The organism is Bacteroides sp. An269, assembly GCF_002159755.1.
Taxonomy (GTDB): domain Bacteria; phylum Bacteroidota; class Bacteroidia; order Bacteroidales; family Bacteroidaceae; genus Phocaeicola; species Phocaeicola intestinalis.
This window is the reverse complement of record NZ_NFJG01000003.1, coordinates 59,808-85,700: the sequence shown is the minus strand read 5'-3', so window position 1 is coordinate 85,700 and position 25,893 is coordinate 59,808. Positions and strand designations below refer to the sequence as shown.

Sequence of the window (25,893 nt, the reverse complement as noted above, 5' to 3'; positions counted from 1 at the left end):
CCGCTTCTGTTCTTCGTCAGATAGCCCGCTATCTTCCTCATCACAGAAGCGAAAATGCCTCAAAAACTCATCCCAAATCATCGCACGATAAATTCAAAACAGCTTCTAAAAAAATAATTATTCCATTATACGGAGGAAATGATTTTATCAATCTGTGTAATCTGTGGTGAAAATTCTTTATTACCTTGTTTCTATCACGCAATCGGCTGGAGCTTTGATGTTTTCATCCAGTGTGATGGAGCCGATACTGTCTGCTATGATGCGTCCTGACATCGGGTTCTTGATGTTGGTGATCGCCCCGCGGATGTCGGCGTTCAGGGTAGAATATTCGAAGGCGCGGTCGCAGGACGGGTCGAAAGTACAGTTCTCCAGCACCAGGTCTTCGGCATAACACAAAGGCTGTTCGCCGGAGATGTGGCAATTAACCAGGCGCAGGTTCTTCGAGTGCCAGCCCAGATACTCACCGTTCAGTTCCGAATCGTAAATCGTTACGTTCTCCACTTCCCAGAAAGCGTCCTTCGTCGTAATCTTCGCGTTATGGATTTCCACGTTCTTCACGTATTGGAATACATACTTGCTGTCGCTTTCCAGCCCGTCCACATAAATATCGTTGCTGAACATGAACGGATAGGTACCGTCGTGCAGGCGGAGGTTCTTCACGCGGATGCGGTTGCACCGCCAGAACACTTCGTCGGCATCGTTCATCTGTACGTTTTCTATCTCAATGTCGTTCATTTCACGGAACATCTTCGGGGCGTCGATTACGGTATCTTTCATGATTAAATGGTCGGAATACCACAATGCCGAGCGTCCGCCTACGGCAAAGTAACAATTGTCAATGGTAAAACCGTGTACGTGCCAGAATGGATAATTCCCCTCGAAACGGCAATTGGTTGCTACGATGTTGCTGCACTCTTTGATGCCCGATTCTCCTTCGCGGATGGTCACGTTATCCAAGTGAAGGTCGTGCGAGGCGAACAGCGGGCGTTCGCCCCCGAATTCTTTGTCTTTAATCAGCTGCATAGTATATTTGTTATTTGGTTGTTTTTCTTCGGGTGCAAAATTACAACATTCTTCCCATTCTTTTGTAAATGAATTACAGATGATACTACCTCGATTACAGAAAGGACAGAGAATTTTGATATGATACCATGCACAATTTCATACCACGCAAAGTTTAAGTCTCTAATCGGGTTGTATTATCAATCCAGAGAGCATCCTTTTATGGTTTCCATATCAAAACCGTACGTTCTCCAATTGGAAACCGTACGTTTTCGATATGGAAACCGTACGGTTTTGATATGGAGAACGTAAAAGTAAGACAGCCTGAGACAGATACTGAGCCTTTTAATCATACATTGATTCGCATCTGCTGAAACAAACTTATTTATTTTGTATCTTTGTAGGCATGAAACACGTGATACTGATTTTCTTCTGTCTGTTGTTTTGTTCCTGCCGCCAAGGAGGAGGTAAGAACGATTGGGCTTTGCTGCACGAGGCCTCCCTACATACCGCACAACCTGATTCGGTAATGGACCTGCTCGGGCAGATAGCCCGCCCCGACTGTTTACAAGGAAAGGCGCGGGCAGACTATGCCTTGCTCTATACCGAAGCCTTGAACAAACAGGGCCGGATAGGAACGAACGATTCGTTGATAAAGATTGCCCTCGGCTATTACAGCAAACAGGCTCCCGGCATCCCGCTTGCCAAAAGCTATTTCCTCTTGGGACGCATCTACCAGCAGCAAGGCAACGACACCCTTGCCCTGAAGGTCAATCTGCAGGCACTTGCCGCTTTGCCCTCACAAACGCAAGACCGTACACGGATGTTGGTGAACTACGACTTGGGGTACTTATATCACAAAACTGACTGCTACTCACAAGCCTTGTTACATTACCGGGAAATGCAGAAGTATGTAGACACACATTCTGATACGTTGGATTGTTACATCACCGCGTACAGCTTGGGAGACATCTTTATGTTGCTGAATCGATACGACAGTGCTTACCATTATTATCAGGAAGCCATTTCGTTCGCCCGCCAATTAGAAAATAAATCCTACGAAAGGTATATCATCAGGCAATTGTGCCTGCATGCCCGTTTGACCGGCAATCGTCAACAGGCTAAAGTTTACCTGCAGGAAATAGTTGATACTTACGGCAATGATTTTTACAACAAAGCTGTGCTTTTCAAAGAAGAAGGTAATGTCGATTCGGCTTCTTTCTATTTCCTCAAAGCAACAAAAGATCCGCAAATCATCACCCGGACTATGGCATTTTATAACCTGTTACAGTTGCATCGGAAAGAACACCCGGCTTTGGCTTTCGTCTATGTCGATTCTTTCCATATTTATAAAGATTCGCTTTATGCCTTGCGGCAAACCGATAAAATAGGGAGACTGACCGAACAATATCTGCAACAAATGAGCCGCCAAAAGGCGGAGGCTAACCGACGTGAAAACACCATTTACTTATGTGTAGGTATCTTCATCACGCTTCTGTTATGCGGCATCGGCATTTTCCTTTTCATCAAGCATCGGGAACGCCGCTACTTGCTATTAGAGAAACAGTTAGTCACAGACCGATTGGCGGCAATCAAAGAATATGTAGCTGAACAGAACCGGCGGAACCCTGAAGCATGGAAAACGATGCGCCAAGAGATAGCAGCCATAGAAACGCAAACACTTATCGGGCAGTTTCAACAAACGGCATGGCAAAAGCGAATCCATGCCATACAGAAAGGCAACGGCAAACCTTTCTCGAAAAAAGAACAGGAAGCATTCCAAAAAGAAACCCTTGCCTTGTTTGATGAACCAGTGAAACGGCTGCAAGTGGAATATCCCCAAATCACCGAAGCCGATTTGCTGTTTTGCCTGCTTTCTTTCATGGATTATCCTACCAGCCTGATAGCCTCGTGCACCGGACGTAAGGAGAACGCCCTGCGTACCTGCAAGCACCGCCTGAAAGAGAAACTATCAAAAGAGACATTCGGGCTTTTCTTTCATTCCTCTATAAACCAGCAAGATACAGAAGAAGTGTAACGCTCGTTGTAACGCTGTAACGGAAATTGTCACGCAAAATATTTGGCTGTTTTTATCAATTTTCAGAATTTTGTGGAAACAAAAAATGAAATACTTATGAAAACAAAACTGATTGCTTTATTGTGTATGCTAATGACGGTTTCTTTCTGTATTGCTCAAATCACTAATACGAATACAGAAATAAAATTACAGCAAAGCATAGGAAATGGAGAAGGGCGTCCAAAACCCAGTTCATTAATGGAAGAACCTCGTGCATTCCTTGACCAATCAAAATTGTCTGTTTCGATGCCCGAAAGCAGAGAAGCGGTGGTTTCGATTATGCGTCAGATGAATGGAACGATGGTTTATCAACGGGCCTATTTCCATACGCAAAGCGTGACGGTAGACCTTGGCGGTATGCCGGTAGGTACGTATCAGTTGCGGATAGAAATAGACGGAACGGTTTATACAGGTACTTTCCGTTTGTAACCAAATGTTACCAAAGCTATGAAGAAAACAGGTATATTCTTACTGTTGCTGTCTTTGCTGGCAGCCTGTCAAGAATCTGATAATGTAGAAGCACTGGCTAGAGGAGAAAGTGATGGTGATTGTTCAGATTGTGCTATCTATGCTCCAGGTATATGTAAAGACTGGGGATGGGGTGGTTGTACAGGAAAAAATGCTATAAAATATTTGTAAACTATGAAAAGAGTAGGTTGTGTATTAATATCTTTGTTGTTTATTGTTAGTTGGGGATTTGTAACAACGTCATCTAAGCAGAATGCAAAAGAAGAACTGTTACTTCTACAGAATGTGGAAGCGCTCGCTGTTCCAGAAATCATAGTTGGACCATTTTGTATGGTAACAAGTTCTATTTGTGTTGTAGAATCTGATGGGCTATTTCTTAGAGGTGTTCCTTTATTTTAATTTTTATTGTCAGGAAATGTGTAAGGCTTTGTTTTATTCATTTCCTGACTCTTTAAAACGTGAATTCGTCATGAAACGGATTATATATGGTTTATTGTTGTGTTTGAGCTTTGGTGGGTGTAAACAAGAGCAAGATGGCTTTTCTGCTTTTGATTCTTCTTTTAGGAATGTGCGTAAAGTGATAGTTGATAATTGTATAAAATCGGATTTGCTTTTAGGACGCCCTTTTTTTATTGAATACGCTGATTCATGTGTGTTTATATATGACGATTTGGGTGATAGTCTTTTCGTTATGGTTGATTTGGCTGAAAGGAATTGTGTGTATCGTTTTGGTACAAGAGGGCAGGGGAATAATGAGTTTTTACAAGTGGCTTCACTACATAGAATGGCTAGTGATTCTAGTATCTGTACTTATGATTTTTACCGCCATGCTTTGAGCCGGATTGATGTCCGGAATGTTAAGCAAGGTATTAAGGATTATGTAGTATTGAAAAAAGACAGCCTGAATAGCATTGATATGTTACCAACGAAATACGGAAGTTTTATAGGATTGGGATTTTATGAAAATACAATGTTTTCTTTATTACGAGAAAATCTGACGGATTTCTTTTACGAGTATCCGTACCGTGACAGTCGTGAACGTCGAATTAGTAATCGGTTAAGAGGCATGGCGTATCAAGGTACATTACGTTCGGCTCCATCGTTAGATAAATTTGTGTTTGCCATGAATACTTCTCCTATATTTATGTTGTATACTATAGAGAAGGATAAGATTGTAGAACAATATCGCTGGATAGGTAGCTATCCGGTATATCGCACGGAAGAAACCGAGATATCTCGTTCTGCACCACTTGATGCAAGCAGGCCTGTTGGTTTTATTTATGCATACGCTACTGATAACTATGTGTATTTGTTGTATTCTGGTAAAAGTATGAAAGACTATCAAGCTGATGCGTTTACTGGCAATGTCATTTATCAAGTGGATTGGAAAGGTAATCCAGTTCGTAAATATGTATCGGACAAAGCTTTGTCTACATTTTGTGTCTCCGATTCAGATGAAATGATATATGCGGTAGCTAAAGATAATGAACCGACATTGGTTAAAATTGATTTGTCTAAGTAAAAATGGTTGTTTCTCTGATTAAATAGAAATGAAACAGATACTTGGAATAATCATTTTATCATGGCTGCTCTTCGGCTGTTCTTTCTGGGAAACATCGGGGAGGTTGCTGGATATTGGCGAAGGAACCCCCATTGAGGCTCACCCATACGCTTACGACTTGGTTATGTCTAATCCGTTGAATCTTGCGGTAGTGAAAGACAAGCTGCTCTTGTTCCAGCATACGGGTGAAGATGCTGTCCTGATGATGGACCGTGAAAGCGGTAAGCCCGTAGGCTGTTGGGGAGTTGCCGGAGTAACGGCTTATCAGGCACAGGATAAAGAAGTGATGTCAGACTTGGCTCTTGCCAATGTGGAAGCGTTGGCGAATGGGGAAGGCGGTTCTGAATGCAGATGGAAAAGAGTGAAAGATGAATATGGTTGCACTGTGCATTATTGTATCCAAGGTGGTGATGGAAGTGTTTGTTCTTGCGGATCTGTAGCTTGATGGTAAATACGAGGATGCATATTGGAATATGCAATCATTTTTAGTGTGCATCCTCTTTCAACTTATCTATGAATTGTATGAAACGTATTGGGTATTATTGTTTAATGTTATTGGCTTTTGCTTCTTGTTCGCGGTCTCCCCAGCCAATGGAGGCTCTTTATCCTGTGCAAGGATATACAGATTTGTCGCAGGAAAAAGTGAAATTGTCATCATTGTTTGCTGAATATAGGCTGATACCTTTGGAAACGAATGATTCTTCGCTGATAGGAGGACGCGGAAATAAGGTGCTTCAACGGGATTCGTCATTTTATATTGAATCGGAAAACACAATTTTAAGTTTTGACAATGACGGACATTTTATCAGCCGTTTTGATAAGCGTGGCAGTGGTCCGGAAGATTACATTGACATTTCCGACTTTGATGTAGTCAGCTCTTCAGAGGGGAAAACCGAATTGTGGTTATCAGGTGCTGGTGGCATAAAAGTGTACGATGCATTATCGGGTGCTTTTATACGAGGTGTTTTGTCTGGTTCTTATGTACATCAGTTTCAATATGTGAATGACAGTACGTTGCTTTTTGTCGATTCGGGCGATGAAGTGTTTCATGTTTGCGATTTGACAGGGAAAGAACGCTTTCGTTACTTTAAGAAAGATTTGGCAAATTCAATCCATAAGTTTAATCAGTTCTTTTTTTGCCGTGGAAAGATATGCTATCAGTTAGGCAATACGCTTGAAGCGATAGTATACGACCCTGATGCCGATGCTTGCAGCTTGCAGCCGATATTACCGGCGGAAGGCAATGTCTTGACTCTTCAAGTCAGCCGTGATTATTATGACAAGTATGGATATTTGGAGCAAGATAAAAAGCTGATGGAGAATTATGTAATGCTTTCGGTCGTGCGTACGGTTCGGGGAGGAGCGGTTTTTGAATGGATAGCTCCGGGTATGGAATACGGATTGTCTTTTTGTTCTTCAGATAAATGCCATACAATTCCTTTCTCTGCGATAGACAATGACATTTGCGAAACGGATGACAACCGTTTTCTTGCTACATTGACTTGTTGTGAAAGTGATAATGATTCGGTTTTGCTGTTCCAAGTGCCGGATAAGGGCGATGGAGAGAATAATTTTAGTCTGTTAGAAGCAGTATGCAAGGATATGCAATTTAACTAAAAGCAAATCGAGGATTTGCGGCTTCGCAGAGAAAAGTAAATGAAGTACTAATCAATTAAAAAACAATACAGTTATGAAACGAAATATCTTAAAAATAACATTTATTGCAGCGGTAGCCGTAGCGGCAGGCTATACTGCTTATAGCCAGTCACAGAAAACGGAAGCATTGTCTGACTTGGCATTGGAAAATGTGGAAGCGTTGGCACAAAGTGAATCTCAAGGAATGAAATATGAGAGGCAGAAGCAGGATATTACGGAAATTTGGGATGATGCATCGGGAACTTATAAAAAAGTAGTTATAACTGTTTGTGAAGGTAAAGGCTCTCTTGATTGTTAAATAGAAATTAGAATAAGCGATCCTTATTATGTATTTACAGGATAAGGATCTCTTTGTAAAATTGTAAAAGGGTTATGAGTAAGTATTTTTTTATCGTATTGCTTTTAAGTGTACTTGCCGGATGCCATAAGCAGGAGGGGCAGCGTTTAGGTTTGAATATGGTTTCGGTAGACGGAATGAGAAATGATGATACCGGTCAATTTGATTCTTTTTTCCAATTCAGTCACTACATTACGCTTGAAACTACCGATTCATCTTTGATTGGTAAAGCGAAAAAAATAAAGATGTATGATGGTAAAATCTATGTGTTGGATGGAAAAGATGATAAGATTGTGGTTTTCGACTCCATAGGGAATTACATCCGTCAATATGCACATTTAGGACAAGGACCGGGAGAATATGTAGGATTGGGGGATTTCGATATAAAAGGAGATACGTTATATCTGATGGGTGAATTTGACGGATATGTCTTAAAGTATGATTTGACAGACCGGTATTGTGGCAGAGAAAGAATCCCGAAAGCGGAAGGTCTATTGGTTTTGTCTAATGGAGATTATGCTTTGAATTTAGGATTAGGTCGTGCTGATAATGGCAGTGGTAAGTCTTATAACAGTTATGTTGTGTGTCGTGAAGGGGAATTATTATATCAAGATATACCTTTTAATAAAAATATTCAAGGTAAGGCTTATTCATTTGGTGAGGGGTATAATGCTTTTTACCATTATAAAGATTCTATTTTTACTTTTTTTCCGTTCAATGATACAATCTATGTTGTAAACCCCAAAGACGGGGTGCTTAATCCTTATTTGTCTGTAGCATTGAATAAACAGAAAATCGAACTGAGTATGTCGGCATCCAAAGCTTTAAAATTAGCAAAGGAATTAACTCCTTCTATTTTCGCTTTTTATAAATGGGATAATTATATGTGTTGCTCATTCTATTATGCAGATAATCCTCGGAGGTATTTGATTTTCTCAAAAGATGGATCTATTTTGTTTTGTGGTAGTTTTAATTTGGATAAGTATAAACTTCCCATACGTATGGTTGCTTACGAGACAGATCAAACTTCCGTTCAGATGTTGAGTTTGGTATATCCGGAAGAAATGCTTTTTTTATATAAAAAATACGGCTCGAATAGCAAGTTGCTTGATAAGATTGCTTCTGGGATGGGAGAAGAGAGTAATCCTGTGCTTTTGTTTTATGATTTTAAATTGCAGGATAAAAAATGAATGAAAAATGCATGTTGATAAATATATGAATTACGTCAATTGAGGTTTACTCCCAGAGTGTTATATTGCGGTCAAGACGGTATGGATATGGAAGTAGGTCGACCCGTATACGGATAAATGAAATGGAAAAGATGTTTAAGAAGAATCGAATGAAAACGTTACTGAAAACATGTGTGTGGGTAGCAGCGGCATGGCTGTCTGTCGGATGCGACCGTGTCCTGGACACGTCGCTGGAACTGAGCGGGGAAAACCGGAGCCAGCTGGAAGCCGTGATAACCCATTATGCCGGTGAGCCGGAAAAGCAAGAGGCAGCTAAATTCCTGATACGGAACATGAAGAGGCACTATACGGCAGACTGTCCGTATATGGACACGTATTACGAATTGACCGACAGCCTGCAGCGGGACACAAATGTTGCCGTTTCTGCGCTGAAAGTGATTTATGACTCTATTTATACGCCTCAGCGGTTTGCGGGAATAAAACGTACGCCCGACTTGAAAGCGGTGCGCTCCGATTTCCTGATCAGCCATATCGATGCCGCCTTCGAGGCTTGGAAGTCACCGTGGGCGAAAGACTTGACCTTTGATGAGTTTTGCGAATACATCTTGCCTTATCGGGTAGGACATGAACGGTTGGAACTGTGGCGCGATTTGTACAAGGAAACGTATGCTCCGTTGGTGCAGCCTTTGTTACATCAACAAGTAGATTCAGTGTATGAAGTGATTATGCGCCGGATTATAGGGAACCGCTATTTTACTCCTTCCTACGTGCCCGACCTTCGCCCCTCTTCGTTGCTGCATTTGCGTTATGGATCGTGTCCTTCTTTTGTGGCAATGGGCGCTTATCTGTACCGCAGCATTGGCGTGCCGGTGGCTTGCGACTTTACGCCTAATTGGACCAATCATGCCATGGGGCACAACTGGCTTTCTATTATATCCGAAGGAAAAACGTATCCTATTATGCCGGGGTCTGCAGTTGCATTCGGACAACACATCGCTCATAACTCTTATCATCTTTCGAAAGCTTATCGGCAGTTGTTTGGCGAAACGGGAGGACTGATAAAGGATGAAGAGAATGTGCCCGCTTTGTTCAGCGACCCTCATATCGTGGATGTGACCGACCAGTATATCCAGACCGTTGACGTGAACTTGCCCGATTGCTTCCCGCAGGCACATGCTCCCCGTTACGCTTACTTGGGCGTGTTCGATGCGCAGAATTGGAAAATCGTGGCGTATGGCAAACGGAGAGGGAAAGGCTATCGTTTCGAGCGGATGGCACCAGGAGCGGTGTACCTCCCGATGTATTATTCAGAAGGGTCTACGGCATCGGCTTACTATCCCATAAAAGTGGATGAGGATGGAGGGTTGCATGTATTGAAGCCTGATACGGCACGGCTGCGGTCGGTAAAGCTGTATCGCAAATTCATGGATTTGTTCCCTCGGATTTGGCTGAATAATTTTGCTGGGAGCAGGTTTGTGTTCAGCCGTGACGCTTCGTTCCGCCGGGCAGACACGATACGGGTTGATACGTTGGCAGAATGCAATTTTCAGACGGTGGTATTGGGAAAGCCATACCGCTATATGAAATTCATCCCTGTTGCAAAAACCGGAGGGAATATAGCTGAAATTAGGTTGTATGACAAACAGGGAAAGCAGGTAAAGGGAAAGATTATCGGCAATTTCCATCCGAAAGAACCGGATGATGTGATGCAGGCAATGGGAATGGCTTTTGACGGAAATGTATTGAGTTGTTCGCGTACAGACGGCAAGCAAAAAGACGCTTGGTTGGGGCTGGATTTAGGTAAAGCCGTTGAGTTGTCAAAGCTGGTCTATCTTCCTCGCAACGATGATAATTTTATCCGCGAGGGCGAACTGTACGAACTGTTTTATTGGGATAAAGGCTGGCGGTCGTTAGGGCAGAAGACAGGCGATGGCGAACGGCAATGTTTAGTATATGATAATGTACCGGAGAACGCCTTGCTGTTGCTCCGCAATTTAAGTAAAGGCAAAGAAGAACGGATTTTTACGTATGAAGGAGGGAAACAAGTGTGGTGGTAATTGGCATGTTTCCATTCCACCCATAAAACGAAAGGAGGTTAAGCCGATGCAAAGTTAAGAAGAAAAACAGGAGACAAGCAAATCGGGGATTTGCGGCTTTGCAGACGAAAAATCAAACAGAATATCAATCATTAAAAAATAAACAAAAGATGAAAAAGCTTATTTTAAAAATTACGTTTATCGCGGCGGTAGCCGTAGCTTCAGCTTATACTACTTATAGTCAGTCACAGAAAGTAGAAGTTTTGTCTGATTTAGCATTGGAGAATGTGGAAGCGTTGGCACAATTTGAATGTGTTTCAGTAACGGGTGATATATTGTTTTATTGCGTATCAGACCTGATGCGGTCCTGCTATTGTAACGGTTTGCATCCAGGTAGAGGTTATTATAAGACTAACACTTTATAAGCGGCATTTGTTGAAGTAGTGCATTTAGGTATCATCTAAAGTGCGCTGCTTCTTATTTAATATAAATATTTTCAGTTATGAGGATTTCAGTTATATTATTGGCTTTATTGTTTTTGTTCAGTTGCGGGCGGGAAGAATCCCCTATGTCGAAGCATGGTTTCCGTACGGTAGAGCAAGTCAGTTTTCATCCAGTTAAAAGTGATTTTCTATTTAAACCAACCGCAATAGAAGTGTTTGATTCCTTATTGTTGGTACACGATCCGGTAGAAGGAAATACTTACACGCTATTTTCTATCAGTTCGCCTGATGTGCAGATTTCCGGCGGTAAGAAAGGGACAGGTCCGGATGAGGTTTTATACGGACAGTTTACGGATAAGATTAATGAAAAAGAGTTTCAGGTGATTGATATGTCAAACGGGAAAGTCTTGATATATAACGTAGACAGTATTTTGAAAAGCCGTTCGTTTATACCTGTGCATTCATTTTTTTATAATGAATTGGCAGTTCAAAAAGCAAAAGGATTGCAGTATTGTTATTATTTGGAGGACAGCACTTATATCGGCCTTGGCGACAGTAATCAAGGTAAATATTATTGCATCGGAAAAGATACGGTGACCTATTGGGGAAATTACCCGAAAGACCTAACAATGAGCAGTTCTCCATTTTATTTGTTTCAAGGGGTTTTGCAGATAAATGCAGACCGTAACCTGTTGCTTTATCATTCTCCAACCGGTTATTATTATGAACTGTATGCCCGTTCAGGGGATGCGTGGAAACAACGTTTTGTCGAATACATGCCGATAGAACATGCCGAGGATGTTGTTACGGAGAATACGCCATGCGGAGTCAGTTCTGCCGATTTGGATAATGACTTCGTTTATCTGTTGTTTTCCGGTCGTACCTTGAAAGAATATCCGGAAGAGACCTTTCTCGCTTCGCATATTTTCATTTTGACGACAAAAGGTGAAAAGGTGAAATGTCTGGAAACTGATCGGTTGAATGTTTTTATGTGTGTAGAACGGAAACAGAACCGTATTTATGCCATTTCCCGTAATCCTGATACAGGGGAGTATGAAGTAGGGTATTATCCATTCGCAATATAAAAAAGGTAGAAAATGAGAAAATATATATTGTCGCTTATCATTTTGGGATGTTTTTGCTCTTGCTCTCATCGGTCTTCTTTTAATGAGAAAATCTGTTCCATGTATATTGGGAAAGAATTGGTTTATTTTCCTGATTCTGATTTGGTGAATCGTCAATTGGCAAATCAGAGTAGGTATAAGTTGCTTCATACAATGGATATAACCTGTACTTCTTGCATATACGAAATATTGGATAATGAATCTTTTATTCACGCATTGACAGACCGTCATATATCTTTTGAAATAGTAGGTTACAGTTCTTATAAAGATTCCATATTTAATACGGTGTTGCTTCAATATCCTTTCTATTTTGATTTTTATAGGAAATTCAGGACAAGGAACAAAATACTTGATGATAATGTGGTTCGGACTTTTCTCTTAGATGGGAAAAAGGTTTTGTTTGCCGGTGACATGAAAGACAATATGTTTAAAGAGCAAATTATTCAATATGTGAAAACAGAAAATATTCATTAGTAGCTATTACCATTATGGCGAATTTAAAAAGAAAAACAGGAGACAAGCAAATCGGGGATTTGCGGCTTCACAAAGAAGAAATCAAACAGAATATTAATCATTAAAAAACGAATAAAAGATGAAAAAACTTATTTTTTTAATTACGTTTATCGCAGTGGTAGCCATAACGGCAGGTTACAATATGTATATTGCGTTAGATAAGAAGGTTTATATGACAGAGTTTATATTGACTAACGTAGAAGCATTGGCACAACCGGAAAATGGAGGTAGCGGCAACTATTCATGTACAGCAACTGTGGACTGCGGGCTTCCTTTAGGCGGTTCAGTGTCTTGCAGTGGTCAAAGATGTAGTCGGGGGATTGATTGGACGAGAGGCGCTTATGTTGAATGTGATGGAAATAAAACATTTTGCTGAATATGAATAGGGCGTTATTTTTGATTTTAATACTTTTGTGTCTTGTTTCTTGTCAAAAGAACAAGCGTCAAAGTGACTTGACATATTGTAAGATTGAGAGTCAAATCGAAACCTATCCGGATTCCAGTTTTTTCTCTGACATAACTTGTATGGTTTATGACAAGGGCAATGTTTATGTATTAGACAAAAAGCGGGGGGACATCGTCGCGTTAAGTGATGACTTGCAACGGATGGAATATGTCACTCATCATGGGGCAGCGCCTTATGAAACGACCTGGCCTTTTACGTTCAATGTGCAGTATGATACAGTGTATGTAGTGGATTTCGGTACCAAGTCTATGAAGAAATTTTATGGTGGATCGTTCTGCGGCGATTTCTTGCTTTCGAATGCGAATGAGAATCGTTTCAGCCTTCGTGATTCGTTGATATACTTGTCGGCAAATACTGATTCAACCAGTTTCTTGCTTATTGATACACGTCATCCTGACCGGCAAGTCCCCAAAGGGGAAGTGGTACAGGAAAAGACAGCATTTAAGACGGTTATATCCAATCGGAAACATATTCTTTATGCCGAAGGAAAAGGAATTTTCTCGGTATCGGATTGTTATCCTTATATAGACCAATATACCTTTGACGGGAGATATGTCCGGAGGTTTGATATTTCATCTATTCCTGTCATAAAGGCAGCTATGGAAATATCCGAGAAACAGGCTAACCGCGAGAAATCAGTTTACATCTATATTCGTGACGCTTATCTTGCCGATGGTCATTTGTATCTGTTATGTTCATCGCGTACAGACCAAAACGAGTACAAGGTAAATACAATCTTGGATTTGTCTGTAGACGAAGATATGAAGTTGGTTTCTACTTATATGCTTCCGCATGATATTTATTCTTCTTTTTGTGTTTCAGATACTTATCTGTTTGCGGCACAAGAAGTGGACGAAACAACCATTGAAAAATTTAAATTGCGTGATGATGCTGAAAGATAAGGTTTTTATCGTATTGCTATTGCTGCCTTTTTTGTTCGGATGCAGTAATGAGAAAAATAAGCCACAAAGGGAAGTCAACATACAGAAGGATGAATATGATTTGATAGGAAGGAGAATTACGTCTATTGATTCCATTGTATCCGATAGAAAGTATGGGGTCGTTTTTGTGTTTAATTATTACGATTGCGGTAATTGTGTCGATTTAGGTTTTTCTGTGACGAAAGAAATAGATTCTCTTTATCATGAAAGGAAAGTTGCAGTTATTTCAACGGTGGGCAGTTCTTCTTTTTACCAAAAGCGTAATGCTTATTATGAATATGTATATGCAGATTCAAAGGATTTGATTCGAAAAGAATTGAAATATATTCCGACTCCTATCATGATTTTGATGGATTCTTTGAATACGATAAGAAATTATATATTGCCTGGCACTTCGGATAAGAAGGAAATCATTTCTTTTATTGAGTCAGTTGAGAATTAGAAATATTGAATATTCGTATTTCACCTAATAACTGTAAGGGGGTGCGGATATTCATAATTAGGATATGAGAACGGGAATAAGCTTGTAACGTGTTTGGTTGGGCTGTTAAAGTTTACGTAAATCAATAGAGCGAATGAAACGGATACGGATAATCAGGAAAAAGGTGTTCTGCTTGGCGTATAAGGTATGTGCAGTGGCGGTATGCCTGTATGCGGCATGGATTGTGTTGCGCATCGCAGGTCAGGTGTTCCTGTTTGCCTCGTTTTCCATCCCTTCCGATTCGATGGTGCCTGTGTTGCGTCCGGGCGACTATGTGCTGGTGAACAAACCGCTGAAAGGGGCGCGTATATTCAATGTATGGGATGCGGCTGAACACCGCCCGTTTGAGATACGGAGATTGCTCGGCTTGGAAGAGTTCCGCCGTGGGGAAGTGCTGGTATTCAATTTCCCTTACCCCGAACGTTGGGACAGCATCGGTTTTGACGTGCTGCTTTATTACGTGAAGCGTTGCATCGGCGGGCCTGGCGATACGGTGGAGATAAGGGATGGACGTTACCGTGTGCGCGGAACAGATACTCCGGCAGGGAACGTGGAGGCACAGGAACGGCTTTCACGGCTGTTGTCCAAAAAATCGGGCAGGGAGGAGATGATACGTAACCGTTCCTATTACACGTTTCCTTACGATTCGTTGCTGGGCTGGACGGTAAAGGATTTCGGCCCGTTGTATGTTCCCGCGCGTGGCGATTCGATAGAAATGAACCGGAACCATTACCTGTTTTACAGGAACCTGATAGAATGGGAACAGCGGGGAAAGTTGGTGCAAAAGGACGATGGCTTCTATTTGGAGGGTAAACGGATAACGGGTTACCGTTTTCGCGAGAATTATTATTTTATGGGCGGCGACAATTGCTTTAACTCACAAGATTCGCGTTACTGGGGCTTGTTGCCCGAATGTTACATCGTGGGCAAGGCTACAAGGATATGGAAGTCGGTAGACCCGTATACGGAAACAATAAATTGGGAAAGAGTATGGAAGAAGATAGAGTGATAGAAAAGTGGAGGTTGAAGCAGAAAATCAAGGATAAAACGGTGTACACCATTTGGTTTCTTTTGACCTTGCTTCCGCTCAGCGTGATTTTGCTGAATGCGGGCGATATGCCTTTGGGAACGCAGGAAGAAGGGTGGAGCTGGATGTACGGATGCTGGTGTGTGTACTTGCTTGTCCCGCTTATGGGGTGTTTTTTGCCCCGTTTCCGGGCGGAGACGCTTCCCCGTATAGCAGATGTCGTGTCGGCTGTATTGATGCTGTATGGGATAATCGAAGCGTGGTGGGGGCTGGCACAGTTGTGGGGCTGGATTCCTTCCAATCATGCGAGGTTTGCCGTGACCGGTTCGTTTGCCAATCCGGGGCCTTATTCGGGATTCTTGGCAATCGTCTTTCCGGTGGCGGTTCATGAATGCGTCTATTGGTATCTGTACGACAAGAAGTGCTGGAACTTCCTCCGTTGCATGGGGTGGGTCACGCTGGTGTCGCTTTTGCTGGTATTGCCTGCGGGCATGAGCCGGACGGCATGGATTGCCGCTCTTGTTTCGGCGGGATATGTATATGTGTCGCTGACTCCCTATACGATGGCAAAATGGTTTGGCCCTTATAAAAAAATTACGTGGACGATAGTAGCGGTAGCGTTTGTAGCCCTTGTCGCAGCCGGGTCAGGGTTGTATCATCTGAAGAAGGATTCGGCAGATGGAAGGTTGCTGATGTGGAAAGTGGCTGCTTCCGCCCTGCAGGAACATCCTTTGACGGGCAACGGATGGAACGGTGTGGCGGCTGTGTACGGGCAGGCGCAAGAAGACTATTTCGCTAAGGGAGATTATACCGAAACCGAGGCACGGGTGGCGGACGCTCCCGAATATGTGTTCAACGAATACCTGCAAGTGGCGTTGGCATGGGGCATTCCTGTATTGGTGGTGGCATTGGCAGTGATAGGATGGGGCATTTACGTCATGCATCAGTATTTGGAATGCGGATTGAGCGGTGGTTTGATTGCTTTTGCTATTTTTGCATTCGCTTCTTATCCGCTTCAGTGCCCGGCTTTGGTCTCGACACTGGCTTTGTTGCTGTTTCCTGCCTTGGTGAGGTTGTTACGGCCGGGAAAAATAAAGAACCTGGTGTGCTTCTCCATCGCGTGGATAACTTGCATAGTGTGTGTCGAATTGCATTTACAAAAGGAATATATAGCCGAGAAGTACCGTTTGTGGAGCAAAAGCCAGGTATTGTATCAGGCGGGAATGTATAGACAGGCAGCGGGTGAATACCGTAAGATTTATGAAAATCCGTGTTACGCTTATCCGTGGGTAGACTGGAATCCCCGTTTCCTATTCGAGTATGCCCGTTCGTTGCATAAAATAGGATTGTGGGACGAATCGACCGTTATTTTGAAAGAAGCCCTGAAAGTGAGCGGAGACCCGATGATACTGAACCTGATAGGGAAGAACGAGTCGGCGATGTACCGTTTCGACAGTGCCGAGCGGTATTACCGGAAGGCTGCGGATAGGGTGCCTTCGCGCATCTATCCGCATTACCTGATGGTGAAACTCTTTTCGTACCGCGACAACTACCAGCCCGAAAAACTGAAAGAAGCGGCACGGATGGTGCTTACCAAAGAGCCCAAAGTGCCCTCGACGGCTATCAGGCAAATGAAAGAAGAAACCCGGAAAATATTGAAAGAAAAACAGATAGAGTTATGAGACGATTTAGCAGACAATGGATGGGGCTTGCACTGGTTGCCGCCTGTCTGGCGGCTTGCGGAGGACAGCCCGAAGCCAATGAAAAAGAGGGAGTGGAAACCGTCTTGCCCGCTTCGGTGGCAGAGGTAAGTGTAATGACCTTGAAGAAACAGGCTTTCGAGCACGAACTGGTGAGTAACGGGAAAGTGGAGGCGAAGCGGTATGCCGCCTTGCAGTTTCGGACTACGACCGAACCGGTAGCCCGCATTTATGTGAAGAATGGCGACCGGGTAAAGAAAGGACAAAAGATAGCCGAACTGGACTTGTTTGCCCTGCAAAACAAACTGACACAGGCGGAATATACGTTGGAGCAAGCCCGGCTGGAAATGCAGGATGTGCTGATAGGGCAAGGGTATGCTCCCGATCGGATGGAAGCCGTGCCTGAAGAGGTGAAAAAATTAGCTGCCACCAAAAGCGGATACGGGCAGAGCAAGGCTGCCTATGAACTGGCAAAGCGCGAACTGGAGCAAGCTACGCTGACGGCACCGTTTGACGGTATCGTTGCCGACCTGGATGGCAAGGAATACAACATGCCGGAAAGTGGGAAACCTTTCTGCCGCATTCTTTCGACAACCGATATGGAAGTGGCGTTTACGGTGCTGGAGAGCGAGCTGCCGTTGGTAAAAGCGGGCGACCGGGTGGAAGTGACGCCCTATACGGTAGCTTCCGGCAGTTTGCAGGGACGCATTGCAGAAATCAATCCATCGGTAGACGAAAACGGGATGGTAAAGGTAAAAGCACTGGTAAACGGGAAAGGCAGGCTGTTCGACGGGATGAACGCAAGGGTGAGCGTGAAGCGTTCGGTGCCTGGCCAGTTGGTTATCCCGAAAACCGCAGTGGTATTGCGTTCGGGTAAACAGGTGGTGTTTACGTTGAAAGACGGAAAAGCGATATGGCACTACGTGCAGACCGGACTGGAGAATATGACCGAATATACGGTGACGGGTGACGGCATGGAAGAGGGTGCCGTAGTCATTACGACAGGGAATGTGAACCTGGCACATGAGACACCGGTGAAAGTAGTGGAGTAACATGCGGAGATTTACTATTTTTCGATTTACGAAGTACGATTTAATTATCAAACCGTAAATGGCTGAATGGTAAATTGTAAATAGAAAAATCGTAAATAAAAAAGATGGTTAAGTTTTTAATACAACGGCCTATAGCCGTATTGATGGCGTTTACCGCTTGTTTTATCATAGGGCTGGTCACTTACTGGTCGCTCCCTGTATCGCTGTTGCCCGATATTGACATTCCGCAGATTACGGTACGGATGGCTTCGGATAATATGTCGGCACGGGAAATGGAGAATACAATGGTGGCTCCTGTGCGGCGTGCCTTGCTGCAGGTGTCGGGGCTGGATGAAATGAGAAGCGAGACACGCGACGGTTCGGGTGTCATTCATCTGACATTCGAGTTCGGAACCAATACTGACCTTGCTTTTATTGAAGTAAACGAGAAAATAGATGCGGCAATGAACAGCTTGCCTAAAGATGCCGAACGTCCTAAAGCCATCAAGGCTAGTGCAACGGATATACCGGTGTTTTACCTGAACATGACGTTGAAAAAGGACAAGCCTTACCAGCATACAGATGAACAAGCATTCCTGAACCTGTCAGAACTGGCAGAAAACGTGGTGAGGAGGCGTATCGAACAATTGCCTCAGATAGCCATGGCAGACATGACCGGGGTGCCTGAAAGGGTGTTGCAGATAGTGCCCGACAGGGAAAAAATGAACAGTTTGGGCATCGGCATAGATGATTTGGAACGGACACTGGAAGCCAACAACGCAGAACCGGGCAGCATGCTGGTGCGTGACGGATATTACGAGTATAACATCCGTATCGCTTCTTTTCTGCGTACTCCAGAGGATGTAGAGAACATCTATCTGAACAAGGGAGGACGCATCATGCAGCTGAAAGACCTGTGTAAGGTAAGCCTGGTGACACAGCATGAGACAGGACGTTCATTGGCTGGAGGAAAGCGGGCAGTGACATTTGCCATCATCAAGCAATCGGAAGAGAACATGGATAACCTGAAGGCGGAATTGCAGCGGACTACCGAACGGTTTGCCGCATTGTATCCGGACATCGAGTTTTCTATTACGCGCAACCAGACAGAACTGTTGGATTATACCATTTCGAACTTGCAGCAGAATTTTACCCTGGGTTTCCTGTTTATCTTTATCGTGGCGGTGTTCTTTATCGGCGATGTGCGTTCACCGTTGATTATCGGCATTACGATGGTGGTATCGGTGGTAATCACATTTTTCTTCTTCTATCTCTGCAAGATTTCGCTGAACGTCATATCGCTGTCGGGACTGATTATGGCGGTGGGCATGATGATAGACAATGCAATTATCGTGACCGAAAACGTGTCGCAGTACCGTGAACGGGGCTATTCGCTGAAACGGTCGGCGGTAATAGGCACCAGTGAGATGATTACACCGATGCTGAGTTCTTCGCTGACTACGGTAGCAGTATTTGTGCCATTGATATTCATGAGCGGTATAGCCGGTGCCATCTTTACCGACCAGGCGTTTTCCATTACGGCTGGGTTGGGAGTATCTTACTTTACAGGCATCATGCTATTGCCGGTTCTATATGTCTTGTTTTTCCGTTTGGGAATGCGCAGGTACCGGTGGATTAATTTTGATTTTCGGGATAAACTGAAGAATGACTGGCTGGAGCGCGGATACGATGCGGGCATCAACTGGGTATTTTCGCATAAGCGTATCAGTTTGTGTGTGGCTGTGGCTACCCTGCCGCTATGTGTAGTTTTGTTCGGGGTGTTGGATAAAGAGCGGATGCCCGAAATAGACCAGAACGAAATGATAGTGAAAGTGGCATGGAACGAGAATATTCATGTGGAGGAAAATAACCGGAGGGTGGATGAACTGCTGAAACATACTGATGGCATTGCCGTCGAACATACGGCGTATGTAGGTATGCAGGATTATGTGCTGAATACGGATGATGCCTTATCGGCAGGTGAGGCCGAACTTTATTTCAAGACGGAAAAACCTTCGGACATTTTGCCGTTAGAGCAGCATCTGAAAAAATGGTTCGGAGCGCATTATCCGGAAGCCACAGTCACTTATTCGCCTCCAATGACTATTTTTGAAAAACTATTTGTAACGGGGGAAGCCGATGTGGTGGCACAGGTCCGGTCGAAGAATAAGGCTGTGAGTCCACAACCTGCCGAACTGAAAGAACTGGAGAGGCAGATAGCCGAGGAGACCGGAGTATATCCGGAGGTTATTGCTTTCCGCAACCAACTAAATCTGGTAATAGACCGTAACCGCCTGTTGCTTTATCGGGTGGATTACGATGAAGTGGTACGCACGTTGCGGACTGCATTTAAGGAAAACGAAGTATCTGTCTTGCGTTCTTACCAGCAGTATTTGCCTATCAGTGTGGCAGGAAACGAACGTACACTTGAACGGGTGCTGGCGGAAACGCTGGTGGAAAATGTGCCCCAAGAAGGAGAGGAACAGGCTTATGTCCCGTTGAAGGAACTGCTGTCGGTACAACCGGCTGAAGACTTGAAAAGCATTACAGCAGGGAGCAACGGTGAATATATTCCGCTGCGTTTTTATGATGTGGACAATGCACCTGGACTGATAGCCGGCATACGTGATGTGGTGGCACGGTCGGGGAAATGGGATGTGGACTTTTCGGGCAGTTTCTTTTCGAACCAGCGGATGATGGGTGAACTGATGGTGATACTGTGCATATCGGTCTTGCTGATGTACTTCATCTTGTGTGCCCAGTTCGAAAGTTTCTTGCAACCCCTTATTGTATTGGCGGAAATCCCGATGGATATTGCTTTTGCCTTGCTTTGCCTGTGGCTGTGTGGAGATACGCTGAATCTGATGTCGGCTATCGGTATTGTCATTTCAAGCGGTATTGTGATAAACGACTCTATCTTGAAACTGGATACCATCAACGAACTGAGAAAAACCGGTATGCCGCTTACTGAAGCTATCCATACAGGAGGAAGAAAGCGTTTGCGGGCAATTGTCATGACTACGCTGACCACTATCTTTGCCATGGTGCCGCTGCTGTTTACTTCCGATATGGGTTCGGAACTGCAACGTCCGCTTTCCATCGCCATGATAGGGGCGATGACCTTGGGAACCATTATCAGCTTGTTTATTATTCCATTAATATATTGGTTAATCTATAGAAAACATGAAACGCAGAAATATTAGTATATGCCTGGTACTGGCACTGAGCTGTATGCCGCTGTTGGCGCAACACACCGTGAAACTGGATTTGCAGGAAACGATAGAATTGGCGAATGACAGTTCGTTGTCGGCTTTCCGTTATCAGAACATGTATTTGTCCGGTTACTGGGAATACCGTACTTTTAAAGCGAACCGTTTGCCCAGTCTGACCTTGAACCTGACGCCGGCACAATATTACCGTTACATTACCCAACGCTATGACTCGAATGAGGATATGGATGTTTACCGTGAACAGCAGATGTTCAGTGCAACGGGTGGATTGAGTCTGGCACAGAATTTCGACTGGCTGGGAGGTACATTCTATATAGATACCCAACTGGACTTTATGCGTAATTTTGGTGATACGAAATCGACTCAGTTCTCTACTGTTCCTTTTCGTATCGGGTATCAGCAGGAATTATTGGGATATAATGCTTTCCGGTGGGACCGCAAGATAGAACCGTTGAAATTTGAAAAGGTGAAAAAGCAGTTCATCTATCATACAGAAGAGGTGGCGGAAGAAGCGGTCAATTATTTCTTCAGTCTGGCGATGGCACAGGCTGACTATAAGCTGGCAGAGGATAATCTGGTTACGGCAGATACATTGTGTGACATCGGAATGCAGCGCCAGAAGATTGCTTCTATCTCGCAGGCAGACCTGCTGACATTGAAACTGGATAAAGTGAATGCGCAGAATACATTGACCAATGCACGGATTGCACTGAAAAGGGCGATGTCGGCATTGGCTACTTTCTTGAATATGGATAAGAATACAACCATCGAATTGGACTTGCCGGGACGTCCGCGCCACCTGGAAGTGTTGGCGGATGAGGCTTTGCAGAAAGCCAAGGAGAATAATCCGACTTATCTGGAGCAGCGGCAGAATGTACTGGAAGCGGAGCGTGATGTAGACCGTACGAAAAAAGAATCGCGCTTTAGTGCCAGTTTCAATGCCAGTGTCGGGTTCAATCAGGTGTCGGATAATATCCGTTCTGCTTATAAGAATCTGTTGCAGCAAGACCTGGTGTCAATCAGTGTCTCTATCCCTTTGATAGACTGGGGGGTGAGGAAAGGAAAATATAACATGGCAAAGAACAATCTGAATGTTGTAAAGATTGCGGCAAGGCAGGAAGAAATCAGTCTGGAAGAAGATGTGGTGATGACCGTGAGCGACTTTAACGTGCAGCAAGACCTGATAGAAGGTGCAGAGGAGGCTTTGGACCTGGCAGAACTGGCATACGAGCAGACCCGGCAGCGTTTTATTATCGGGAAGAGTGATGTAAACAGTCTGACCCTTGCCTTGAACAGGCAGCAGGAAGCGCAGAAGAATTATATTCAGGCTTTGCAGAATTATTGGTTGAGCTATTATAAAATAAGGAAGCTGACTTTGCATGATTTTGAAACAGGCTTTTCTTTGTCTGACCGTTTTGATTTTAAAAATAGAATCCGTCAATGAAACAGAAATCTCGTAAAACAGCTTCTTCCTTTACTCTGATAGTCAGTTTTATCTGTCTGGCTATTGTGGGACTTTCGCTGGTGCCTCTGCTCCCGGTGAAACTTTCGCCTTCGCATGAACTTCCGGCACTGACGGTTTCATTCTCTATGCCAGGCAATTCGGCAAGAGTAATCGAAGCAGAAGTTACCAGCCGGCTGGAGGGAGCCTTGTCGCGGATAGAAGGTGTACGGAAAATCCGTTCCACTTCCGATAATGGATATGGCAGCCTGCGCATTGAGATAGACAAGCATAGCGAAGTGGATATCGTACGCTTTGAAGTCTCTACCGTGATCCGTCAGGTCTGGTCGCAATTGCCCGAAGGAGTGAGTTATCCTTTGATTTCTACTCAACGTTCGGACGACCGCTCGACAAGGCCTTTCATGACTTATACACTCAATGCACCGGCTACCCCGATTCTGATTCAGAATTATGGGGAAAATTATATCAAACCGTTGCTTTCTGCCATTAAAGGTATTTATAAGATAGAGTTGAGCGGTGCTACCCCCATGGAGTGGAGGCTGACATACGATAACAGCCAGTTGGGCTATCTTGGTCTGTCGGTAGGAGATCTAGGACAGGCTATCCAGGAATATTATGACAATGAATTCTTGGGCATCTGCCAGGTAGATGTGGGGGATGAATGGATTAGGGTGGTACGCACTTCGTCTGAAGGACGGGAAGGCTTCCGGCCTGCCGATATCAGTTTACGTACGTCAGAAGGAAAATTGATTTCGCTGGACAAACTGGTGAAAGTGACACATACAGAGGAAGAACCTACCGGCTATTTCCGTATCAACGGGCTTAATTCTATTTATCTTTCCATTACGGCAGAGGAAACGGCAAATCAGCTTCGGGTGGCAGCCCAGGTAAGGGATGCCATGAGGCAGATACAGCAGAATATGCCTCCGGGGTACGAGGTGCATGTCAGTTACGATGCTACGGAATACATTAGCAAGGAACTGAATACAAATTACTTCCGTACAACAATAACTGTGCTTATCCTGTTGTTGTTTGTGGCAGTCATTACCCTGAATCTGCGTTATTTGTTTTTGATAGTAGCCAGTCTGGCTGTCAATATGGCTATTGCTTTTATCTTTTACTACATCTGCGGAGTGGATATTCAGCTTTATTCGCTTGCCGGCATCACCATTTCGCTGAACCTGTTGATAGATAATACCATTGTGATGACCGACCATATCCTGCACCGTCGGAACCTGAAAGCGTTTATGTCTATCCTGGCAGCGACGTTGACTACTATCGGAGCATTGGTCATTATCTTTTTCATGGACGAGAAGATACGCTTGAACCTGCAAGATTTTGCAGCTGTAGTTATTATCAATCTGGCTGTATCATTGTTTGTGGCACTGTTCTTTGTCCCGGCATTGATAGAACGCATCCGCTTGCGCAGGACTTCGGTCTTTAGGCGTTCGTCGCGTATCAAGCGGGGGGTGGTTTATTTTACACGTGGTTATAAATGGATGGTAAGGGCATTGTGCAGGCGTAAGGCTATTGCATATGCCGTACTGGTATGGGCGTTCGGACTTCCGGTATTTCTGCTTCCCGAAAAGATAGAGCATGCAGAACAGAAAGGTGGATGGGCCACTTTATATAATAAGGTGTTTGACCGTCCTGTTTATAGGGAAGAAATAAAACCGGTGATCGACAAATGGCTGGGAGGTACGTTGCGGCTGTTTGTGGAAAAGGTGTACAACGGAAGTTATTTCGGCAACCGCGATGAAGAAGTGGTGCTTTCGGTAACAGCCACACTTCCTAATGGCAGTACGCTGGAACAGATGAATGTGCTGATAAAGCAAATGGAAACTTATCTGAGTGAATTTCGGGAAATCAGGCAGTTTCAAACTTCTGTCTATGATGCCCGTCATGCCGGTATCGAGATATTTTTCAAAAAAGAATATGAGCACAGTGGCTTTCCGTACGTGTTGAAGTCGAACATTATCAGTAAGGCTCTTACGTTGGGAGGCGGAAGCTGGAATGTGTATGGATTGCAAGACCAGGGCTTTTCGAATGATGTACGTGAGACGGCAGGAAGTTTTCAGGTGGAGATGTACGGGTATAATTATGACGAACTTTCTTATTGGGCGGAAGAGATGAAGCGTTTGTTGCTGTCTCACAGGCGTATCAAGGAAGTGCAGGTCAATGCTGAATTCTCGTATTGGAAGGATGACTATGACGAGTATGTCTTGCAGTTCGACAAGGAAAAGATGGCAAAGGAAAACCTTACGGCAAGCACTCTTTTTGCTATTTTGCAGCCGATATTCATGTCGGGTCAGCGTGTGGGGAATATTGTGTACGATAATCAGAGCGAACGGCTTTCGTTGTCTTCGGTACAGAGCGGTGAATATGATGTATGGGGGCTGATGGAAGTACCTTTTATATTCGGAGGCAGACAGTATAAATTATCCGATTTTGCCAAGGTGAGCAAAGAGCAAGTGTCGAAGAAGATTGTGAAAGAGAACCAGCAGTATGTATTGTGTCTGCAATTCGAATACATCGGTGCACACCAGCAAGGGCAGAAAATCTTGGCAAAGGATGTTGAGGTCATGAAGGCTGCTCTCCCGATGGGGTATAGTATCGAGAACAAGAGCAATATATGGTATTGGCATAACGATGACCATGGTCAGTACGGGCTGTTGCTTATTGTGATTGGCATTATTTTCTTTATTTCGGCTATCCTGTTCGATTCGTTGAAGCAGCCACTTGCCATTATCGGTGTGATTCCTATTTCATATATCGGGGTGTTTCTGACTTTTTATCTGTTCGAACTCACGTTCGACCAAGGTGGTTTCGCTGCTTTTGTTCTTCTGTGTGGTATTACGGTCAATGCCAGCATTTATATTCTGAACGAGTATAATGCTATCCGGAGGCGTTACCCTTATCTGGGAAAGGTTGAGGCATACACCAAGGCATGGAATGTGAAGGTTGTTCCGATATTTCTGACGGTGACTTCGACCGTACTGGGTTTTATTCCTTTTATGATAGGTGAGAAGGAAAGTTTCTGGTTTTCTTTGGCGGCGGGTACAATAGGTGGATTGATAATGTCTGTTGCAGGCATTTTCTTTTATTTGCCTCTCTTTTTGTTGAAGAAGCGGGAGTGTTAAGACCCTGA

The 25,893-nt window shown here is 44.0% G+C and carries 23 protein-coding genes; 22 read left to right on the top strand and 1 reads right to left on the bottom strand.

The annotated features are described in order from the left end of the window. Positions 1–180: 180 nt before the first annotated feature. The gene (locus tag B5F71_RS01825; RefSeq protein WP_013619161.1) at positions 181–1,023 is read right to left on the bottom strand and encodes a DUF3737 family protein; all 843 of its coding nucleotides are present in this window, start codon (positions 1,021–1,023) and stop codon (positions 181–183) included. Positions 1,024–1,408: 385 nt separating this feature from the next. Here B5F71_RS01825 and B5F71_RS01820 point away from each other — a divergent pair, with 385 nt between their 5' ends. From B5F71_RS01820 to B5F71_RS01720, 22 genes are all read left to right on the top strand, one after another. After that, positions 1,409–3,040, top strand: coding sequence for a hypothetical protein (locus B5F71_RS01820; RefSeq protein WP_087207369.1), 1,632 nt, complete (start codon positions 1,409–1,411; stop codon positions 3,038–3,040). A gap of 96 nt (positions 3,041–3,136) precedes the next feature. Next, positions 3,137–3,508 carry a DUF3244 domain-containing protein gene (locus B5F71_RS01815; RefSeq protein WP_140400210.1) on the top strand — a complete coding sequence of 124 codons (372 nt, stop codon included), beginning with the start codon at positions 3,137–3,139 and terminating at the stop codon, positions 3,506–3,508. A gap of 18 nt (positions 3,509–3,526) precedes the next feature. Next, a complete protein-coding gene (locus B5F71_RS01810) occupies positions 3,527–3,718 on the top strand; it encodes a hypothetical protein (RefSeq protein ID WP_087207366.1) in 192 nt (63 codons plus the stop codon). Between the two features lie 3 nt (positions 3,719–3,721). Next, a complete protein-coding gene (locus B5F71_RS20080; protein ID WP_140400209.1) occupies positions 3,722–3,946 on the top strand; it encodes a hypothetical protein in 225 nt (74 codons plus the stop codon). 70 nt (positions 3,947–4,016) lie between these two features. Continuing rightward, complete coding sequence (locus tag B5F71_RS01805; RefSeq protein WP_158098023.1) at positions 4,017–5,069, top strand: BF3164 family lipoprotein; 1,053 nt, start codon at positions 4,017–4,019, stop codon at positions 5,067–5,069. A 241-nt stretch (positions 5,070–5,310) separates the two neighbouring features. After that, entirely contained in the window at positions 5,311–5,553 is a 243-nt protein-coding gene (locus tag B5F71_RS19745) for an NVEALA domain-containing protein (RefSeq protein ID WP_140400224.1), read from the top strand. A gap of 77 nt (positions 5,554–5,630) precedes the next feature. Next, positions 5,631–6,725 (top strand): 6-bladed beta-propeller, encoded by a 1,095-nt coding sequence (locus B5F71_RS01795; RefSeq protein WP_158098022.1) that lies wholly within the window; start codon positions 5,631–5,633, stop codon positions 6,723–6,725. A 73-nt stretch (positions 6,726–6,798) separates the two neighbouring features. Continuing rightward, entirely contained in the window at positions 6,799–7,062 is a 264-nt protein-coding gene (locus B5F71_RS01790; RefSeq protein WP_087207358.1) for an NVEALA domain-containing protein, read from the top strand. 74 nt (positions 7,063–7,136) lie between these two features. Continuing rightward, a complete protein-coding gene (locus B5F71_RS01785) occupies positions 7,137–8,291 on the top strand; it encodes a 6-bladed beta-propeller (RefSeq protein ID WP_087207357.1) in 1,155 nt (384 codons plus the stop codon). Positions 8,292–8,440: 149 nt separating this feature from the next. Continuing rightward, complete coding sequence (locus B5F71_RS01780; RefSeq protein ID WP_087207355.1) at positions 8,441–10,348, top strand: discoidin domain-containing protein; 1,908 nt, start codon at positions 8,441–8,443, stop codon at positions 10,346–10,348. A 149-nt stretch (positions 10,349–10,497) separates the two neighbouring features. Beyond that, complete coding sequence (locus B5F71_RS01775; protein WP_087251518.1) at positions 10,498–10,752, top strand: NVEALA domain-containing protein; 255 nt, start codon at positions 10,498–10,500, stop codon at positions 10,750–10,752. Positions 10,753–10,829: 77 nt separating this feature from the next. Beyond that, positions 10,830–11,855: a BF3164 family lipoprotein gene (locus tag B5F71_RS01770; RefSeq protein WP_087207351.1), complete on the top strand. Its 1,026-nt coding sequence runs from the start codon at positions 10,830–10,832 to the stop codon at positions 11,853–11,855. A 12-nt stretch (positions 11,856–11,867) separates the two neighbouring features. Beyond that, complete coding sequence (locus B5F71_RS01765; RefSeq protein WP_140400050.1) at positions 11,868–12,368, top strand: hypothetical protein; 501 nt, start codon at positions 11,868–11,870, stop codon at positions 12,366–12,368. Positions 12,369–12,486: 118 nt separating this feature from the next. Continuing rightward, positions 12,487–12,783, top strand: coding sequence for an NVEALA domain-containing protein (locus B5F71_RS01760; RefSeq protein ID WP_087207345.1), 297 nt, complete (start codon positions 12,487–12,489; stop codon positions 12,781–12,783). Between the two features lie 149 nt (positions 12,784–12,932). Next, positions 12,933–13,775, top strand: coding sequence for a hypothetical protein (locus B5F71_RS01755; RefSeq protein WP_239465563.1), 843 nt, complete (start codon positions 12,933–12,935; stop codon positions 13,773–13,775). Next, positions 13,759–14,256: a hypothetical protein gene (locus B5F71_RS01750; RefSeq protein WP_239414084.1), complete on the top strand. Its 498-nt coding sequence runs from the start codon at positions 13,759–13,761 to the stop codon at positions 14,254–14,256. The genes B5F71_RS01755 and B5F71_RS01750 overlap by 17 nt, the downstream gene beginning before the upstream one ends. 133 nt (positions 14,257–14,389) lie before the next feature. Next, positions 14,390–15,304: a signal peptidase I gene (gene lepB, locus B5F71_RS01745; protein ID WP_087207341.1), complete on the top strand. Its 915-nt coding sequence runs from the start codon at positions 14,390–14,392 to the stop codon at positions 15,302–15,304. Next, a complete protein-coding gene (locus B5F71_RS01740) occupies positions 15,286–17,004 on the top strand; it encodes an O-antigen ligase family protein (protein ID WP_158098021.1) in 1,719 nt (572 codons plus the stop codon). Before lepB ends, B5F71_RS01740 begins: the two co-directional genes overlap by 19 nt. A gap of 20 nt (positions 17,005–17,024) precedes the next feature. Then, entirely contained in the window at positions 17,025–18,074 is a 1,050-nt protein-coding gene (locus B5F71_RS01735; protein ID WP_241148532.1) for an efflux RND transporter periplasmic adaptor subunit, read from the top strand. Positions 18,075–18,178: 104 nt separating this feature from the next. After that, positions 18,179–21,256 (top strand): efflux RND transporter permease subunit, encoded by a 3,078-nt coding sequence (locus B5F71_RS01730; protein WP_087207336.1) that lies wholly within the window; start codon positions 18,179–18,181, stop codon positions 21,254–21,256. A gap of 28 nt (positions 21,257–21,284) precedes the next feature. Next, positions 21,285–22,727 carry a TolC family protein gene (locus tag B5F71_RS01725; RefSeq protein ID WP_239466079.1) on the top strand — a complete coding sequence of 481 codons (1,443 nt, stop codon included), beginning with the start codon at positions 21,285–21,287 and terminating at the stop codon, positions 22,725–22,727. Next, positions 22,724–25,885: an efflux RND transporter permease subunit gene (locus B5F71_RS01720; protein ID WP_087207331.1), complete on the top strand. Its 3,162-nt coding sequence runs from the start codon at positions 22,724–22,726 to the stop codon at positions 25,883–25,885. The genes B5F71_RS01725 and B5F71_RS01720 overlap by 4 nt, the downstream gene beginning before the upstream one ends. The last annotated feature ends 8 nt before the right edge of the window (positions 25,886–25,893 follow it).